The sequence below is a fragment of the Streptococcus sp. HMSC065H07 genome, assembly GCF_001837325.1.
Taxonomy (GTDB): Bacteria; Bacillota; Bacilli; order Lactobacillales; family Streptococcaceae; genus Streptococcus; species Streptococcus salivarius_H.
In genome coordinates, this window is record NZ_KV832050.1 from 54,456 (window position 1) to 72,918 (window position 18,463).

General features: G+C 38.6%; 11 protein-coding genes. 9 read left to right on the forward strand and 2 right to left on the reverse strand.

Annotation, left to right across the window (positions count from 1 at the left end):
• Positions 1-33: 33 nt before the first annotated feature.
• The gene (locus HMPREF2637_RS09950; RefSeq protein WP_070840060.1) at positions 34-2,013 is read left to right on the forward strand and encodes a DUF2207 domain-containing protein; all 1,980 of its coding nucleotides are present in this window, start codon (positions 34-36) and stop codon (positions 2,011-2,013) included.
• Positions 2,014-2,185: 172 nt separating this feature from the next.
• Here the strand turns inward: HMPREF2637_RS09950 and HMPREF2637_RS09955 are convergent, their stop codons facing one another.
• Together HMPREF2637_RS09955 and HMPREF2637_RS09960 are read right to left on the reverse strand one after the other, a co-directional pair.
• A complete protein-coding gene (locus tag HMPREF2637_RS09955; RefSeq protein ID WP_070840063.1) occupies positions 2,186-3,475 on the reverse strand; it encodes a hypothetical protein in 1,290 nt (429 codons plus the stop codon).
• The gene (locus tag HMPREF2637_RS09960; protein ID WP_225791435.1) at positions 3,465-4,313 is read right to left on the reverse strand and encodes an ATP-binding protein; all 849 of its coding nucleotides are present in this window, start codon (positions 4,311-4,313) and stop codon (positions 3,465-3,467) included. The genes HMPREF2637_RS09955 and HMPREF2637_RS09960 overlap by 11 nt, the downstream gene beginning before the upstream one ends.
• A gap of 602 nt (positions 4,314-4,915) precedes the next feature.
• Here HMPREF2637_RS09960 and HMPREF2637_RS09965 point away from each other — a divergent pair.
• The 8 genes from HMPREF2637_RS09965 to HMPREF2637_RS10000 form a co-directional block, all read left to right on the forward strand.
• Complete coding sequence (locus HMPREF2637_RS09965; protein WP_070840068.1) at positions 4,916-5,887, forward strand: thiamine pyrophosphate-dependent dehydrogenase E1 component subunit alpha; 972 nt, start codon at positions 4,916-4,918, stop codon at positions 5,885-5,887.
• A 24-nt stretch (positions 5,888-5,911) separates the two neighbouring features.
• Positions 5,912-6,910, forward strand: a complete 999-nt coding sequence (locus tag HMPREF2637_RS09970; protein ID WP_013990622.1) for an alpha-ketoacid dehydrogenase subunit beta — start codon at positions 5,912-5,914, stop codon at positions 6,908-6,910.
• Positions 6,911-7,139: 229 nt separating this feature from the next.
• Entirely contained in the window at positions 7,140-8,522 is a 1,383-nt protein-coding gene (locus HMPREF2637_RS09975; RefSeq protein ID WP_070840087.1) for a dihydrolipoamide acetyltransferase, read from the forward strand.
• Positions 8,523-8,693: 171 nt separating this feature from the next.
• Positions 8,694-10,451 (forward strand): dihydrolipoyl dehydrogenase, encoded by a 1,758-nt coding sequence (gene lpdA, locus HMPREF2637_RS09980; protein ID WP_070840089.1) that lies wholly within the window; start codon positions 8,694-8,696, stop codon positions 10,449-10,451.
• Positions 10,452-10,595: 144 nt separating this feature from the next.
• Entirely contained in the window at positions 10,596-11,852 is a 1,257-nt protein-coding gene (locus HMPREF2637_RS09985) for a GmrSD restriction endonuclease domain-containing protein (protein ID WP_070840091.1), read from the forward strand.
• Between the two features lies 1 nt (position 11,853).
• A complete protein-coding gene (locus tag HMPREF2637_RS09990) occupies positions 11,854-12,579 on the forward strand; it encodes a hypothetical protein (protein WP_141760042.1) in 726 nt (241 codons plus the stop codon).
• A 323-nt stretch (positions 12,580-12,902) separates the two neighbouring features.
• Positions 12,903-16,454 carry a GBS Bsp-like repeat-containing protein gene (locus tag HMPREF2637_RS09995; protein ID WP_070840105.1) on the forward strand — a complete coding sequence of 1,184 codons (3,552 nt, stop codon included), beginning with the start codon at positions 12,903-12,905 and terminating at the stop codon, positions 16,452-16,454.
• A 293-nt stretch (positions 16,455-16,747) separates the two neighbouring features.
• On the forward strand, positions 16,748-18,463 hold a 1,716-nt coding region (locus HMPREF2637_RS10000; RefSeq protein ID WP_176745620.1), incomplete at its 3' end, for a GBS Bsp-like repeat-containing protein.

Here is an 18,463-nt window from a genome sequence, read left to right on the forward strand (position 1 = left end):
TTTAAAGATTGACTGATATGTAAGGAGTGACTGATGAAAAAAGGACTGCTTTGGTTAGGACTAGTCTTAGCTATGATACTAACGATTGGAGCTTGTGACATCGCTAAAGCCAGTGATAGCGATAATGAGGTGTCGTATAGCATTCCAAGTTATAAGGGACACTTGGCTATTCACGAGGATGGCGGAGCGACCTTTACCCAAGAAGTGACTTATGATTTTTCAAGTTCTTATAATGGTCAGTACGTGACATTAGGCAGTGTAAAACCACTTCCAAAAGGTTTTAATATTGAAGAAAATCCAACTGTCACAGTCTCTGATAAAGCTGAAAAAATAACCACAGAAAATGGTGTGGAAACTGTCTTTACGAAAAGACAGATACGTGTGGAATCAGAAAAACTCAAAGACGGTATCAAACTAAAGGTCTATAATCCTGGGGCTTATGATAAAGTGGTTCTTAAGGTGACTTGGCAAATCAAACACATGTTAGACCTCTATTCTGATGTGGCTGTCCTCAATTGGTTTCCGATTTCCGATTGGGATAAGTCAATTGGTCATGTTGATTTTACTGTTGATGGTTTAGATTCCAATAAGGGTGAGCTTTATGCTCATGCAGGATTCTTTCAAAAAAATCCTCAGGTTCAAAGGACGGATGAAGGCTATAATATTCAGTTTGATAATTTTCCTGCAAAGGGAAAACTTGAACTTCATGCTTATTGGCCTATGACAGCAAGTCTAAAATCTAAAAATTCCACTAATATCATCGATAGTTCAGCTAAAGATAAATTCCTAAAACAGGAAAATGATATTGTGAGAAATAGAAAGATTTATCACATAATTTTCTATGGTCTTTTTCCAGGACTTCTCCTCGTCTTGTTTGTTATAGCAATCGTTTTATATAGTTCAGTCTTGAGAAGCACGAGACCACCACGTTTCCCAAAGGATAGTAGACTTTATGACATTCCTCAAAATCTAGCTCCTCTTGTTCTTGCTCAGAACGTCTACAACCAACGATTTGACATTAGTGGTCTGAATAGTGTGACTTACCCAATATCCTTTAACCATATGGTTCAAGCGACGATACTGGATCTTATAGATAGAGGAAACTTATCCTTTAGTCAATCAACGGAAGAGCCAATTCTTGAATTTGTTAAAAGGGATGGTTTAGCTGATTTTGAATTAGCTTTTATTGAGATGCTTTTTGATGGTCAAACTCAAGTCAAAGAGAAAGATATGTTCTCACGATACTATATTAACGAAGATGAAATTGAGAGTCAGTATAAAAAAGCTAAAAATAGTACGGAAAGAGATAAGCTTCGCTCTATAGGTAGAAATATTAGAAGTCTGTTTTTGGATGATGCTACAAGGGTTACCCAAGGTGTCGAAAGGCAAGAAAAGCAACTCGGACTACCAAGCCTATATAGGCAACTTACTTCTTCAGAAACTCATTTATCTTCAGTGGCGAACAACATATTTGTATTCCTCTACATACTTATTGCGATTGGTTTCTTCCTTCTCTCAATTGGTTTCTCCTCTAATTTATCCTTGTTATATTTACTCTTTTTCTTCCCAGTTATTACCATGCATCTTATTTATCGTTTTCAAATCAATGGGCGGGCAAACGGATGCCTTGTTCCAGAAAACTCAGATATTTATTATCAATGGCATAGTTTTAACAACATGATTAAGAGTATTGGGCAGTTTAATCAAGCGGAATTACAATCCATTGTTTTATGGAATCGTATTCTAGTTTATGCGACACTTTATGGAGAGGCCAAGAAAGTCAGTGATGTTCTGAAACGTTACAACATTCACCTTAGCAATCCATCTTTAGACGCTTTTACTTATTCACCTGTATCTTTTGCAATGCTATACAATTCAACTGTATTGCAAAACTATGTTTCTGCTTCAGATACCGTAAGTAACTTCTCTATTAACTCAAGTAGTGGTAGTGGAGGCTTTAGTGGCGGTGGCTTCTCTGGGGGCGGAGGAGGCGGTGGCGGCGGTGCCTTCTAAACCCCACCTATCCATCGTAGAATATTAGCAGAAAACGTCACTCAGGTTTGTAAACTGGGTGTCCTTGTTTAGCACGAGGATTATCTGGTTTACCTCCTCTCATTTCAAGATATTTTAGTAAGAAGATATATGAGGTTGCAAAAAAAGAGCCATTGGCTCTTTTTCTTATCGTTTAATAACCAGGTTCAAAGATTTCAATAATTTGAGTCAGATAACCTGCATGTAAGCCGATACGATAGTCAACATTTGGCAAACTCTTTACTATATCATTCAGTTCTTTATCTTTGCTAACCTTATCAGCCAAAACTGGTAATTCAACAACAAGGAGTTGTGAGTGATCTAGTTGAAGGTAACTACTATTGACCTTGACATCAGGACGAAGTAGTTTAAATATCGCTCTATCCGAAGCTTGGAGCAGTTGATATAAATCGAGGTCAGATAAAGGAATCTCACCAAACTGAGGACTAATATTAATGGAAATATCGACATGTGACGCTCTCATTTCCAAAATACGATTTGAAAGAAAACTAGCTATTATTGGATTGCTAAGCCTATCCAAGTTTTCTTGAGTCTCTGGATTACCAATGCTAGTATTGTCTGTTTTATAAATCTCAAGTAGACTAGTAGCTTTGGCAGTATCTTCATTTTCCAAGGCAAGAGAAACCTCCTTGAGATTTTTCTTGAATAAGTCGAAGGACGTTTGCTTTTGCATAATAATCTGGATAAAGGCTTTGCTATAGTTAGTCATAGTACCCAACAATTTATGACGTTCTTTGTTCAGTCTATCGATAGATTGTTGGTGGACAGCCTGGTTCCAATTGTAAAAATCCCATAGTAGTAGGGCAATATAGAGAACTAAGATAACAGAACTATTAGGACTGACCTTGAAAACTATTTCAAATAAATTTTTAGGGTCATTTGCTGTTGGAAGAATACTGTTAAGACCATGGATAACAGTAAAGAAGACATAATAGACAGCTAGGAAGGCAGTGCTTCGCAACCAGTTACGTCTAGCCCAAGCTTCGTCAAGACTACTCATCTGATTTAGGTCTACAGCGAAGATTTTAAGCATTAGGTAAATGATTAATGGTGCTAAGATGTAGGTCAAGATATGTAAGTTAGTGTTGAGGGTAATATCACCTTTGATATGTAAGACGTGAGGGATAATGACAATTGAAAGTAGTCGTGTTGCCATATCAAAAAGGATAGTTGGATAAAAAGCGTAAAGCAATCGATGATAGAAAGAACGCTCTTTGACAAGGGCCAAATCAGCAACAAGGAAGAAAAGTGGGTCCACAACGATTTTTACGAGACTAAAGTAGGACGCTGCAACTACATAGGATAAAAATAGAAGTAAAAGGTGTCCTCGTAGTGGCTTTACCTTAGACATAGTCTGGTAGAGGTACCAAATAGAAATGAAACTAACGGCCTGTAAGAGAGGATTGATAATATTAGTAATCATTGTAACCTCCTTTAGTCATGTCAATTTCAATTTGTAAGCGATAAATCCCAGTACGTGTATTTGAAACAATGTTAACGTTTGGATAAGTAGATAGAATAGTATTGACGCGTTTTAGTTCAGGATCAGAGAAATCAGATGTAATAGCTGAATCTTCTTTAGTGCTTGAACTTTCAACGACAAAGTGTTGACTATCCTCATCCTTAAAATAAGCATAGCTAAGGTATTTCTGTTCACTATCTTGTGCTTGGTCAATGACATGATCCAAGATAGTTGATAGGACATATACCCAGTCTAAAGGATAAATAGGATAGACGGTAATAGATTCTGGGACCTCCATACTAACCCAAACATCCAGTTCTTTTGCCTTTAGGAATTTAGCTTCAAAGAGTACCTGTAAATCTGGCAGTTTAATATTTCCTAGTTTGTCTCGATAAAAATGATCAATCTTCTTATCTAGCGGATTCGGTGTCAGCAAGTAGTCAATTAACTCCTGAGCTTCCTCATTTTGTTGAAAACGAATGATATCGTAGAGATTTTCAGCTTCGTCTTTGATGAAGAGCTCTTGTCTAGTCTTTTTCTGGTACCAGGTATTGATGTTCTGACTTGATTTTTGAAGAAGGTGAGAATGTTCCTCTTGGGCTGCTTGTGTTTGAGCATTGAGGTCTTTTCTATAGAGATTAACCTGCTTAGATAGAATCAGAGCCGTAATGATAAGAAAGGCAATGGTAAAGTGAATGTCTGTTGAAACGAGTTCAGAAGCAAAGTAAATAAAGGCTAAGCTACAAAGAGCGACAGACGTTGACATGTACCATGGTCTTGCTTTATCAATTTGCATCATTCGAGAGTAGTCCACCTGAAGAAGAGCACTTTGTGCAAACCAAAGTAAAAAAGCAAGAAAGAGAATAAAGGGACCAGCAAAATAGTAATCCAAGACTGCAGGGAAAAAAATTGGAATAATCAGGAAAATGACCAATCTTACCATTAAGGCAAAGGTGAAAGGTATGAAGAGAGTCTCCAAAATGGTATGTCTTAGATTTTTGTAGGATTTGGCAGCTAGAAAGAGTACAACTGCAATAAAACCGGATTTTGGATACAAAATGCCAAAATAACTAGAGGCAAAAATTGCTATACCAGCTAAAATAATAATCCAGTACCTAAGCGGCCTTTGCGTGGTCACCTTGAAGATAATAATTTGTAAAATAAAAGCTATACATGCCGTAAGCCCGTGAATTATGACATCATTCAATATCAAATATTCTCCTATTCGGGTAAAATCTATATAATCATATCATTATACCATATCGCAAACAAAAAGAGCATACGAATTGTCTATAAGTGATAAGGATGTAAGGCTTTTCATTTTTCAAGCATATTTCTTGCTCATTAAGTTTTTTTAACCTATCCTAGATGTATAGAAAAATTTCGATAGAGGAGATCGATATGGTAAAACTTTCTAAAGAGACACATCTTGAGATGTTCACTAAAATGGAACGTATTCGTGAATTTGATTCACGTATTAATAAATTGGTTCGTCGTGGTTTTGTTCAAGGAATGACTCACTTTTCAGTTGGTGAGGAAGCAGCCAACGTTGGGGCTGTTCAACACTTGAGCTATGACGATATCTTCTTTTCAAATCACCGTGGTCACGGACAATCTATTGCCCAAGACATGGATTTGAATAAAATGATGGCGGAGCTTGCAGGTAAGGCGACAGGTGTTTCTAAGGGCCGTGGTGGTTCTATGCATTTGGCTGACTTTGAAAAAGGTAACTACGGAACTAACGGTATTGTTGGTGGTGGTTATGCTCTTGCCGTAGGTGCAGCTCTCACTCAGCAATACAAAGTAACAGGAAACATTGTTGTGGCCTTTTCAGGAGATGGTGCAACTAATGAAGGCTCATTCCATGAGTCAGTCAATATGGCAGCTACTTGGAAATTGCCGGTTATCTTCTTTATCATCAATAACCGTTATGGTATCTCAATGGATATCCATAAAGCAACAAACACACCTCACCTTTATACACGTGCGGAAGCTTATGGTATTCCTGGTTTCTACTGTGAAGATGGTAACGATGTTTTGGCTGTATACGAAACAATGGGCAAGGCTGTCGAGCATGTCCGTGGTGGCAACGGTCCCGCTATCGTTGAGGTAGAATCTTATCGTTGGTTTGGTCACTCAACTGCTGATGCAGGTGTTTACCGTACTAAGGAAGAAGTTGACGAGTGGAAGAACAATAACGACCCAATTATTAAATACCGTGACTATCTCGTTTCTGAAAATATCGCAAGCGCTGAAGAGTTAGATGCTATCCAAAGCCAAGTCAAGGCAGAGGTTGATGCAGCTTATGAGTTCGCCCAAAATAGCCCAGATCCAGAACTTTCAGTTGCCTTTGAAGATGTATGGGTAGACTAAAGAGAAAGGTTGAGAAATACAAGTATGAGTGAAACAAAATTGATGGCCTTGCGTGAGGCAGTAAACCTTGCTATGAGCGAGGAGATGCGTAAAGACGAAAACATCTTCCTTATGGGTGAAGATGTTGGTATCTATGGTGGTGACTTCGGTACATCAGTTGGGATGTTGGCAGAATTTGGTGAAAAACGTGTTAAAGATACACCAATTTCAGAGGCAGCTATCGCTGGTGCAGCTGTTGGATCTGCCATCACAGGTCTTCGTCCAATCGTTGACTTGACTTTCATGGACTTCATCACGATTGCCCTTGATGCTATCGTTAATAATGGTGCAAAAAACAACTACATGTTTGGTGGTGGTTTAAAGACTCCTGTAACCTTCCGTGTAGCTTCTGGTTCAGGGATTGGTTCTGCGGCACAGCACTCACAATCTCTTGAGTCATGGTTGACTCACATTCCAGGGATTAAAGTCGTTGCTCCAGGTAATGCTAACGACGCTAAAGGTCTTTTGAAATCTGCTATTCAGGACAATAACATTGTTATCTTCATGGAACCAAAAGCACTTTACGGTAAGAAAGAGGAAGTTACTCAAGATCCTGATTTCTACATTCCACTTGGAAAAGGTGAAATCAAGCGTGAAGGGACTGACCTTACTATTGTCACATATGGTCGTATGTTGGAACGTGTTCTTAAGGCTGCTGAAGAAGTGGCTGAACAAGGTATTAACGTTGAGGTCGTTGACCCACGTACGCTTATCCCACTTGATAAGGAATTGATTTTCGAGTCAGTTAAGAAGACTGGTAAACTGATGTTGGTCAATGATGCATATAAGACTGGTGGATTCATCGGTGAGATTGCTGCTATGGTTACTGAAAGTGAAGCATTTGATTACCTTGACCACCCAATTGTACGTTTGGCAAGTGAAGATGTGCCTGTACCTTATGCGCGTGTCTTGGAACAAGCGGTTCTTCCAGATGTTGAAAAGATTAAGGCTGCTATTATCAAGATGGCCAATAAAGGAAACTAACTTTCTAGCGACGGTTAAGTGATATTTCTCGCTAGTAAAATGTGTTTCTTGTTTTAACTGTGGGAGTATCGGAAATTATAATTTAAAGTAGAAAGGAGAGGGCGAACCAGAGGGTGTAACTGAACCCGAGCGGAAAGCTTGGAAAATAGACCGTCTGTCTACGTCAGCAGGCTGACATGTCAGACGCCTAATTTTCAGTCGCTTTCTGGTCGCTCTTGGTATCTTATAAATGGCTTTTGAGATTATTATGCCTAAGCTTGGTGTGGACATGCAGGAAGGCGAAATCATCGAGTGGAAAAAACAAGAGGGTGATGTGGTTAATGAGGGAGATATTCTCCTTGAAATCATGTCAGATAAAACGAACATGGAACTTGAAGCAGAAGATTCTGGTGTTCTTTTGAAGATTACCCGTCAGGCTGGTGAAACTGTACCAGTTACTAAGGTAATCGGTTATATTGGAGCAGAAGGTGAAGTTGTTGCTGATAACGTAGCTAGCGCACCAGCTACTGAACCTGCGCCAAAAGTTGAAGAAGTTGCTACTGTAGAAGCACCTGTAGTGGCAACCCAGGCTCCTGTCGTACACGAAGGTGGCAAAGTACGTGCAACACCTAAGGCTCGTAAGGTGGCGCGTGAGTTGGGTATTGACCTCACTCAAGTACCAGGAACTGGAGCAAAAGGTCGTGTTCATGCTGATGACGTTGAAAACTTTAAGGGTGCTCAACCTAAGGCGACTCCATTGGCACGTAAGATTGCAGCGGACCTTGGTATTGACTTAGCTAGCGTATCTGGAACAGGCTTTGGTGGCAAGATTACTAAGGAAGATATCCTTGCAATCAGTGCTCCAGCGCAAGTTAAAGAAGCGGCGGCTGCACCTGTAGTTGAAGCTAAACCTGAAAAAGTCTTGCCAGAAGGCGTGGAAGTTATCCCAATGTCTGCTATGCGTAAGGCGATTTCTAAGGGGATGACGCACTCATACTTGACTGCGCCAACCTTCACCCTTAACTATGATGTTGACATGACTAACCTTATGGCTCTTCGTAAGCAAGTCCTTGATCCAATCATGAATAAGACTGGTATGAAGGTAACCTTCACGGATTTGATTGGTTTGGCAGTTGTGCGTACTCTTATGAAAGAGGAACACCGTTACCTCAATGCGTCATTGATTGATGATGCACAAAATATCGAATTACATAAATTTGTTAATCTCGGTATTGCCGTTGGTCTCGATGACGGCTTGATTGTACCTGTCGTTCACGGTGCAGATAAGATGAGTTTGTCTGAGTTCGTTGTGGCTTCTAAGGATGTCATCAAGAAGGCTCAAGCTGGTAAATTGAAGGCTGCAGAAATGTCAGGTTCAACTTTCTCTATTACTAACTTGGGAATGTTTGGAACTAAGTCATTTAACCCAATCATCAACCAACCAAACTCAGCTATCCTTGGTGTTTCAGCAACTATTCAAACTCCAGTTGTTGTTGATGGAGAAGTTGTCGTACGACCAATCATGGGTCTATGCTTGACAATTGACCACCGTATCGTAGATGGTATGAATGGTGCCAAATTCATGGTTGATTTGAAACATTTGATTGAAAATCCTATGGAATTGTTGATTTAAGAAAAAAATATCTGAAAACTGAAGTTTTAATAGAAAGGAGAGGGCGAACCAGAGGGTATAACTGAACCCGAGCGGAAAGCTTGGAAAATAGACCGTCTGTCTACGTCAGCAGGCTGACATGTCAGACGCCTAATTTTCAGTCGCTTTCTGGTCGCTCTTGGTATCTTATAAATGGCTTTTGAGATTATTATGCCTAAGCTTGGTGTGGACATGCAGGAAGGCGAAATCATCGAGTGGAAAAAACAAGAGGGTGATGTGGTTAATGAGGGAGATATTCTCCTTGAAATCATGTCAGATAAAACGAACATGGAACTTGAAGCAGAGGATTCTGGTGTTCTTTTGAAAATTACTCGTCAGGCTGGTGAAACAGTGCCAGTTACTGAGGTTATTGGTTATATTGGAGCAGAAGGTGAAGTTGTGGCTGATAACGCAGCTAGCGTACCTGTTGCAGAAGCAACTGCTCAGTTGGAATCAGCTGGTCTTGAAGTTCCTAAAGCTCCTGCCCAAGCTGCTCCAGCAGCTGCTGCAGAAAAAGCACCGCTTGCTGACAATGAGTACGATATTATCGTTGTTGGTGGTGGTCCTGCTGGTTACTATTCTGCCATTCGTGGTGCACAACTTGGTGGTAAGGTTGCCATCGTTGAAAAATCTGAATTTGGTGGAACATGTTTGAATAAAGGATGTATCCCAACTAAGACCTATCTTAAAAATGCAGAAATCCTTGATGGACTTAAGATTGCTGCAGGTCGTGGTATTAACCTAGCGTCAACAAACTACACTATCGATATGGATAAGACAGTTGACTTTAAGAACTCTGTTGTTAAGACTCTTACTGGTGGTGTTCAAGGTCTTTTGAAGGTTAACAAGGTCACTATTTTTAACGGTCTTGGTCAAGTTAATCCAGATAAGACAGTTACTATTGGTTCAGAAACAATCAAGGGACGTAATATCATCCTTGCGACTGGATCAAAAGTATCTCGTATCAATATTCCTGGTATTGAGTCACAACTTGTGATGACATCAGATGATATCCTTGATTTGCGTGAAATGCCTAAATCACTTGCTGTTATGGGTGGTGGTGTCGTTGGTATCGAGCTTGGTCTTGTTTATGCCTCATATGGTGTAGAAGTGACTGTTGTTGAGATGGCTGACCGCATTATTCCTGCTATGGATAAAGAAGTATCTCTTGAACTTCAAAAAATCCTTGCTAAGAAGGGTATGAAGATCATGACATCTGTTGGGGTTTCTGAGATTGTAGAAGCTAACAACCAATTGACCCTTAAACTTAATAATGGTGAAGAAATTGTTGCGGATCGTGCCCTTCTTTCAATCGGTCGTGTCCCTCAATTGGATGGTCTTGAAAATCTTAACCTTGAACTTGACCGTGGTCGTATCAAAGTTAATGCTTATCAAGAAACATCAATCCCAGGAATCTACGCACCGGGTGATGTTAACGGAACTAAGATGCTTGCTCACGCTGCTTACCGTATGGGTGAAGTTGCAGCTGAAAATGCTATGCGTGGCAATGTCCGTAAGGCTCACCTTGACTACACACCAGCAGCTGTCTACACTCACCCAGAAGTAGCAATGTGTGGTCTTACTGAAGAAGATGCACGCGCTAAATACGGTGATGTTCTCATTGGTAAATCAAGCTTTGCTGGTAACGGACGTGCCATCGCTTCAAATGAAGCTCAAGGTTTTGTTAAAGTCGTTGCAGATGCGAAGTACCATGAAATCCTTGGTGTTCATATTATCGGTCCAGCCGCAGCTGAATTGATTAACGAAGCATCAACAATTATGGAAAATGAATTGACTGTAGATGAACTCTTGCAATCTATCCACGGTCACCCAACCTTCTCTGAAAACATGTATGAAGCCTTTGCTGACGTACTTGGAGAAGCTATCCATAACCCACCAAAACGTAAATAAAGCTGATAAAATTCTCGGACGGAAGTTCGGGGATTTTTCTTTTGTTTTTAAATCTACTATAAATAATAATCGTTCCATCTTAAATAAATGATTGACAATATATTTTTAATAAGATAGAGTAAACACATAAATGGAGGTAATACAATGGAAAATAAAGTATATTATGGTGAGTACTCATTAGACTATTGGATTGAATTGATACTAAGTAAGAATATCATTTTACCAGATTATCAAAGGAATTTTGTTTGGGATGAAGAAAAGCGTGAAAAATTGATTGAATCTTTATCTGAAAAAAAGTTTGTTCCACCTGTTATCATAGGCTCTTTCAAGCAAGACGGTGAGAGTTTAAATCTACTTATTGATGGACAGCAGAGATTAACAAGTATCTTATTATCGGTAATTGGATATTTTCCAGACCGAAAAACATTTGAGAAGTTTTCAAAAAGAAAAGTTGCTAAAGTTTTAGATGAGAATGATGACTATTTTGATGAAAAAACTGATGTAATTAACTGGACATTTAATGATTTACTTAAAGATGGACCTAAGTCTCTCGAAGAATTAAAAGAAGAACTAAATAAAAATAAGTTTTTTAAAAAAATTGAATTTCGAGATAACATACCTGATAAGGAATTCTTAAAAAATACATTTTTAGGTTTCTCTTTTCTTATTCCAGACTCTTCTAAACCTTCCTACCAGCAACAATATTATACTTCTGTATTTAGGAATATTAATGTTCAAGGACAAAGTTTAACTCCGCAAGAGAGTAGGGAGGCTTTATATTATCTTGATCAGTCAAAGGTAAGTTTTTTTAAACCTTATTTTTTAGAAAAGTACACTCTGAAAACAATAGATTTTGTAAGATATATGGCAGTACTATCTGAATATCATCAGAATCCAAACATTGAAATGTTATGCGTTGGTTTTGGTGGCAGTAAAGATAAATTAGAATCCTATTATATGGAGTATATCAATTTTATTATAGCTGATACTAAAAAAGATGAACAAAAATTTGTTAGTTTAGAGTATCTTTTAAAAGGGGATAACTATAATCAGTTTTTCGAAGAATTAGATTATTATATAAAGGAATTTGGTTTGTATAATGAAAATTTTGATTCCATCATTGATCAGGATTTATACTACTTCGGTTTGATTTACTTTGTATTATTTATGCAGAAAAAGTTGAAAACTGAGAATTTAGAGCTGCTTTTTGAAAAATTGAAGAATAAGATAGAAGAATTTAAGGATCCTTTTACGTATAAGCCAGTAGAATTTGATAGTGGGGAAGAGGGATTTGTGGAAATTACAAATTATCATCCAAGGAATCCTTCTGCTTTAAAATACTTGACTAAACGTGTTAAATCTTCAATTGAAATTTATAAAGAAATTATGGTGGATATATAAGATGAGCAAGCACTATGAATTTATTAATGAACCTATAGAAGATATTTTAAAAGAATTGGTAAATGTAACCTCTAATCTTGATAAATCAATAAATACTTATCCTTTGAATGATTATTTATTGAAATCAACATTTTTAAAGATGACTGGTTTTCAAGAGCAAAAATTTAAATGTATTGCTTGGGAGTTAGCTACGGAAGATTTTGAATTCAGACGAAGATTTTTAAGTAGTATGTCAAATGAGTATTTTTCTACTTATGATTCTAAGAATGACTTATATAAGGCGTTAAAAAATAAGTTAAGCATTAATTCCTTAAGTGAAAAAGATAAAAAATCGATAGTTGATAATTCAAAAAATACAATAGTTGATTTATTCAAGGATACGTGCATAGAAAAATGGAACCAAAGAGATTTTATTGAATTTAAAGAAAATATAAAGAAAAAAGCTGGTGTTAGTCAAATAGATGATAATAATGGAAATCTTTTTGAAAGTACCGCTAAAAATCTGTATGAAAATCTTTATAAGAATAGAAATAGAATGGCACATAATACAATATCATATCAATATAATATTCCAACATTACTCGATTTGGAAAAAAATGAATTCGGATCAAATAACTACATTGTTTGGTTTTATGTTTTGATTTTGATTGATAAAATAATGATTAGCTTATTTAAAAAGTTTTATGAAGAAAGAATGGATTTATTGTGGTCTGTTGAAAATATTTGATATAGCTTAAGAATTTATTATTATCCATAACCCACCAAAACGTAAATAAAGTTGATAAAATTCTCGGACGGAAGTTCGGGGATTTTTTCTTTTGTCACACATTTTCATCTTTAGCTATATCTCGTAAATTTCTTTGGATTTTTAGTGTTAAATACGAATAGGTAGTTAAAGGGTTTTCAAATAAGATATCTCGCAATTTTGTAGCGTTTAGAATTTTATAATATTTCTGCCTTATTTAGAAAACTTTTAATAATGACCTTTCCATGAGAGTTTATCTATGGTAAAATGGTTAAAGTATTATAAAAATGCAAAAGGAAAGTTAAATGCGAACTAAAGATTTTATCTACTATGCTAGTGCGGCTGTTCTCTTAGCTGTGACAACTCAGGTTGCTCAGGCAGATGAAGTGGCGACACAAACGCCCTCTGTTACTGAAGGAAATCAGTATCAACCTGCGACAGCGGCTGAGATTTTTGGTGGAGAAGCAGCCTTACCTGCAACTCCTAGTTCAACTGTTTCAGCACCCGTAGCTACGAGTGAGGTGGCAAAACCTAGTGCTTCTGCGGTATCTACGTCACTTGCACCACAAAGTTCAGAGGCTGTAACAACTGCGTCATCAACTTCAGTAGCTAACTCTACTGTTGCTGTAGCGTCAACTTCAGTAACATCTTCAGTTGTTAGTTCAGAAAGTGCAACAGCTTCTACAAGTGCGACAAATTCTGAAACGTCAAACAGCGCTGTAGCAACACCTGCTAAATTGACGAATTCTACGGATGTTCCTTCGCCAACGCTTAAGGTGCAACCAAAGACTTTTATCGATGTCAGCAGCCATAATGGTGAGATCAGTGTAGATGACTATCGTGCTCTTGCACGCCAAGGTGTGGGTGGTGTCGTTGTCAAGTTGACTGAGGACACTTGGTACAACAACCCTAAAGCACCATCACAAGTTCGCAATGCTCAAATTGCTGGTCTTCAAGTATCAACCTATCATTTTTCTCGATACACAACTGAGGAAGAAGCACGTGCAGAAGCTCGATTCTACATCCAAGCTGCACAAAAACTAAACCTTCCAAAGAGTACTGTTATGGTTAATGATTTCGAAGACTCTAAGATGCTTCCAAATATCAACCGTAACACTCAAGCTTGGGTTAACGAAATGCGTAAGCATGGATACAACAACTTGATGTTCTACACAAGTGCTAGCTGGTTGGATGAGAACAATCTAGGCTACCGTGGCCCTGTCTCAACCTCTCAATTTGGGATTGAGAATTTCTGGGTTGCCCAGTACCCATCATCAACTCTTACAGCAACAAGCGCTAAAAACATGCGCTATAATGCCAAAACTGGTGCATGGCAGTTTTCAGCTACGGCTAATCTCTTGCCAGGTAAACATGTCTTTGACCACAGCGTGGACTATACAGGACGTTTCACCGCAAATGCCAGTGCTGAGGTTGATGCCACTCAAGGCGATTTGAGTGGAACCATTTCTATTGTCAATAACAATCCAACTGTTGGTAGCTTCGATGTTGTCATCTCTAATGTTAAGGCACCAAACGGTGTTGAAACTGTCTCTGTTCCAATTTGGTCAGAGATTAATGGTCAAGATGACATTATCTGGTATACGGCTAACCGTCAAAATAATGGAACTTATACAGTAAACGTTAAGGCTTCAGCTCATAAAAACTCAACCGGTCTTTATAACATCCATCTTTATTATATTCAAAAAGATGGTAAATTAACTGGTGTTGGTGGAACAACTACGCAAGTCTTCATTGGTAAGACACCAGAGCAGTTGAAACCAAAAGCAAGTTTTGCTATTGAAAACAATAATGCTAAAGCAGGAACTTTTGATGCCGTTATCACTAATATCTCAGCACCACTAGGTGTTAGAGAGGTTTTAGTCCCATCATGGAGTCTTGAAAATGGTCAAGACGACCTTATTTGGCATAAGGCAACAAAGCAAAATGATGGTAGCTATCGTGTAACCATCAAGGCAAGTGAGCATAAGGGTAATAAAGGGAATTACCGCGCCGATGCCTACATCGTGGACAACGCTAACAATCGTCATTATATTGCCGAAAAAGTAGTGTCTGTAGATTATGCTCGACCAAGTGGTGTCCTTACGATTGAAAACAACAATACTGCAGCAGGTACTTTTGATGCCGTTGTTCGTAATATTGTTGCTCCTACAGGTTTGAAAGAGGTTCTTGTTCCTTCGTGGAGTTTAGCTGGTGGTCAAGATGACCTTATCTGGCATAAGGCAAGTCGTCAAGCCGATGGTTCTTACCGAGTGACTATCAAGGCAACGGATCATAAGAATTCAACTGGTAAATACCGTGCTGATGCCTACATTGTAGATGACTCTAACAAACGTTTCTATCTCACTGAAAAAGTGGTAGAAGTTACTCAAACTCGCCCTAGTGCAAGTCTCGTTATTGAAAATAATAATGCTGATTTAGGTACTTTTGATGCTGTTATTCGCAATATTGTAGCACCAAATGGGGTTAAGGAAGTCTTAGTTCCATCATGGAGCTTGGTTAACGGACAAGATGATCTTGTTTGGCATAAGGCTAGTCGTCAATCTGATGGTAGCTACCGTGTTACTATTAAGGCTAGTGAGCATAAGAATTCCCTAGGAAATTACCGTGCTGATGTTTATATCGTAGATAATGCCAACCAACGTCATTATGTCACTGAAACAATTGTGGATGTGAAACATAATAAGCCAGTCGGCACTATTTCAGTAGTTAATAACAATAAAGATACTGGTACTTTTGATGTCATTATCAGTGATGTTTATAGTTCTAAAGGTGTTCGTACTGTTCAAGTACCTATTTGGTCTGAAAAAGACGGACAAGATGATATCCGTTGGTATGAAGCGACACGCCAAGCTAATGGCACTTATACGGTAAATGTTCAAGCTACTAACCATAAAAACTCAACAGGCTTGTACAATATTCATTTGTACTACATTTTAAATGATGGGACACAAGTGGGTGTTGGAGGGACAACGACAACAGTTGAATTCCGTAATGCTAAGACTAAAACGCAAACCTATATCACTAATGTTAATTCGGAAGCGGGTAGTTATACAGTTGTAGTTGATCAAGCGCCACAAGGACGTCAGATTAAGAATATCCGTGTAGCTGTATGGTCAGAAAGCAACCAAGGAAACCTTTCTTGGTACAATACGGCACCTACTGGAACACATACTGAAATCAATGTTTCGACTGTTAATCATAAGAATCTCATCGGTAACTATACGACTCATGTTTATGTAGACTATGTAGACAATACTGAAGACGGATTTAACCTTGGTGAGACAGCTCTTGCTCCACGTAATCGTCGTGTTGAGCCTCAGACGACTTATTATTCTCAACGTGATCCTCGTTGGGCTTCTAAGTGGTATGGTGTCAGCAATATGGATCAGTCAGGCTGTGTTCCAACATCACTTGCCATGACCTTTACAGATATCTTGGGAACTGTAATTGCACCAACGACAGTTGCGGATTATTTGTACTACAATACAAATTCATTCAATAAAACATCAGTTGCTGGTACAGACGCGGATGGTATTGTATTAGCAAGTAAAAATTGGGGTCTCAATAGCAACGTGCTTTCAAGCATTGCTAACATTGCTTCAGCTTTGATGTCAGGTCAACATGTTCTGGCGGCAGTAGGAGCAAGCCAATTTATCAATTATCCTTACACGCATGAAATCGTGCTTCATGGCTATGATAATGGTAAAACTTATGTTCGTGATCCATTTAACGCCAATAACAATGGCTGGTATTCATTGGATTACATTCATGGTGTTCAGAGTCGAGACGCAATGGATACTAAGCTTGGTGCACCATTCTTCTCAATCTTTGCTTAATCTATTAATGAAAGGTCTTTAGAAGGAAACTTCTAAGGGCTTTTTTGTGTTCAGTTTTGATAGTAATATTTTGTATTTTTCTATTTTCAGAATATTATATATACATTTGGAATCTCTTGTTTATAGGTTTTTAGGTTCTTTATTTGGATTACATTGATACTTTAAGTATGAAAATTACTTATTTTTTTATCATTTTTATAGTTTTTTTAGAGAATTATCACTTTTCCTCTATTCGTAAGACATTTTCTATGGTAAAATGGGTGACGTATTAAAAAGTGTCAAAGGAAAGTTAAATGCGAACAAAAGATTTTATCTACTATGCCAGTGCGGCTGTTCTCATGGCGGTGACCACTCAGGTGGCCAGTGCGGATGAGGTAGCTACGCAAATGCCTACGGTTACTGAAGGGAACCAGTATCAACCTGCGACAGCAGCAGAAATTTTTGGTGGTGGGGTAGTTCTTGCACAAGAGTCACCATCAGCAAGACCAAGTTCAACTGTTGCGGAAACACCTACAGCCACAAGTGAAGTAGCAAATTCAAGTGCTCCACAAGTTAGTCAAGCAAGCTCAACAAAGATTGCAGCATCTGAATCAAGAGTCGTTGCCTCTGAATCTGTAGTTCAGGCTAACACAGTAGCGAGTTCAGAAAATGCGACGGTACCTACTGCTTCTGAGGTTTCAAGCAATACCGTGGCTGAACCTGCTAAGTTGACTCATTCTCATGATACTGATGTTCTAAAACCTAAGGCAAGCTTCTCAATTGAGAACAACAACAAGGTCACTGGTACCTTTGATGCTGTGGTTCGAGATATTGTGGCACCCTTGGGTGTTAAAGAGGTTCTTGTCCCATCTTGGAGTCTAGCCAATGGTCAAGATGACTTGATTTGGCATAAGGCAGCCAAGCAAATGGACGGCTCTTATCGTGTAACCATTAAGGCGGTTGATCACAAGGGGGAGGCTGGTAATTACCGTGCAGATGCCTATGTTGTTGATCGAACAAATAAGAGACATTATATTTCTGAGAAAGTAGTATCTGTTAATTACGCTCGTCCAAGTGCAAGCCTAACGATTGAAAATAATAATGCAGCTACAGGCACGTTTGACGCTGTGGTGAAAAATATTATTGCCTCTACAGGTGTGAAAGAAATCTTAGTACCGTCATGGAGTCTCGTTGGTGGTCAAGACGATTTGATTTGGCATAAGGCGACGAAGCAAGCAGATGGTTCTTACCGAGCTACCATTAAGGCAAGTGACCACAAAAATTCAACCGGTAAATACCGTGCCGATGCTTATATTGTAGATAATTTTAACAAGCGTTTCTACTTGACTGAAAAAGTGGTGGAAATTAGCCAATCGCGTCCAAGTGCCAGCCTAACGATTGAAAATAACAATGCTACGACAGGAACTTTTGACGCGGTGGTTCGCAATATAGTTGCACCTAATGGTCTTAAAGAAATCCTGGTACCGTCATGGAGTCTTATTAATGGTCAGGATGATTTGGTTTGGCATAAGGCAAGTAAGCAAGCAGATGGCAGCTATCGTGTGACGATTAAGGCTTCAGAACACAAACATTCAACTGGAAAATACAGAGCGGATGCTTATCTCATAGATAATACTGGTAACCGCCAGTATTTGACTGAGACTGTGGTTGAGGTCAATGAAACTAAGCCAAGTGGTAGTATTTCTATCTTAAATAACAATGGTGCTGGAACTTTTGATGTGGTCATCAGCGATGTCTATAGCCCGAAAGGTGTGCGTACGGTTCAGGTACCTATCTGGTCTGAGACTGATGGTCAAGATGATATTCGTTGGTATGAAGCTACACGTCAAACAGATGGCAATTACAAGGTTACTGTTCAGGTAGCCAACCACAAAAACGTAACTGGTATTTACAATGTTCATCTTTACTTTATCCAAAATGATGGCTCACGAATCAGTGTAGGGGGAACACAAACAAAAGTTACTTTGTCAGATCCCAAAGCTGACCTTGCTATCACTGGTCTCAACAAT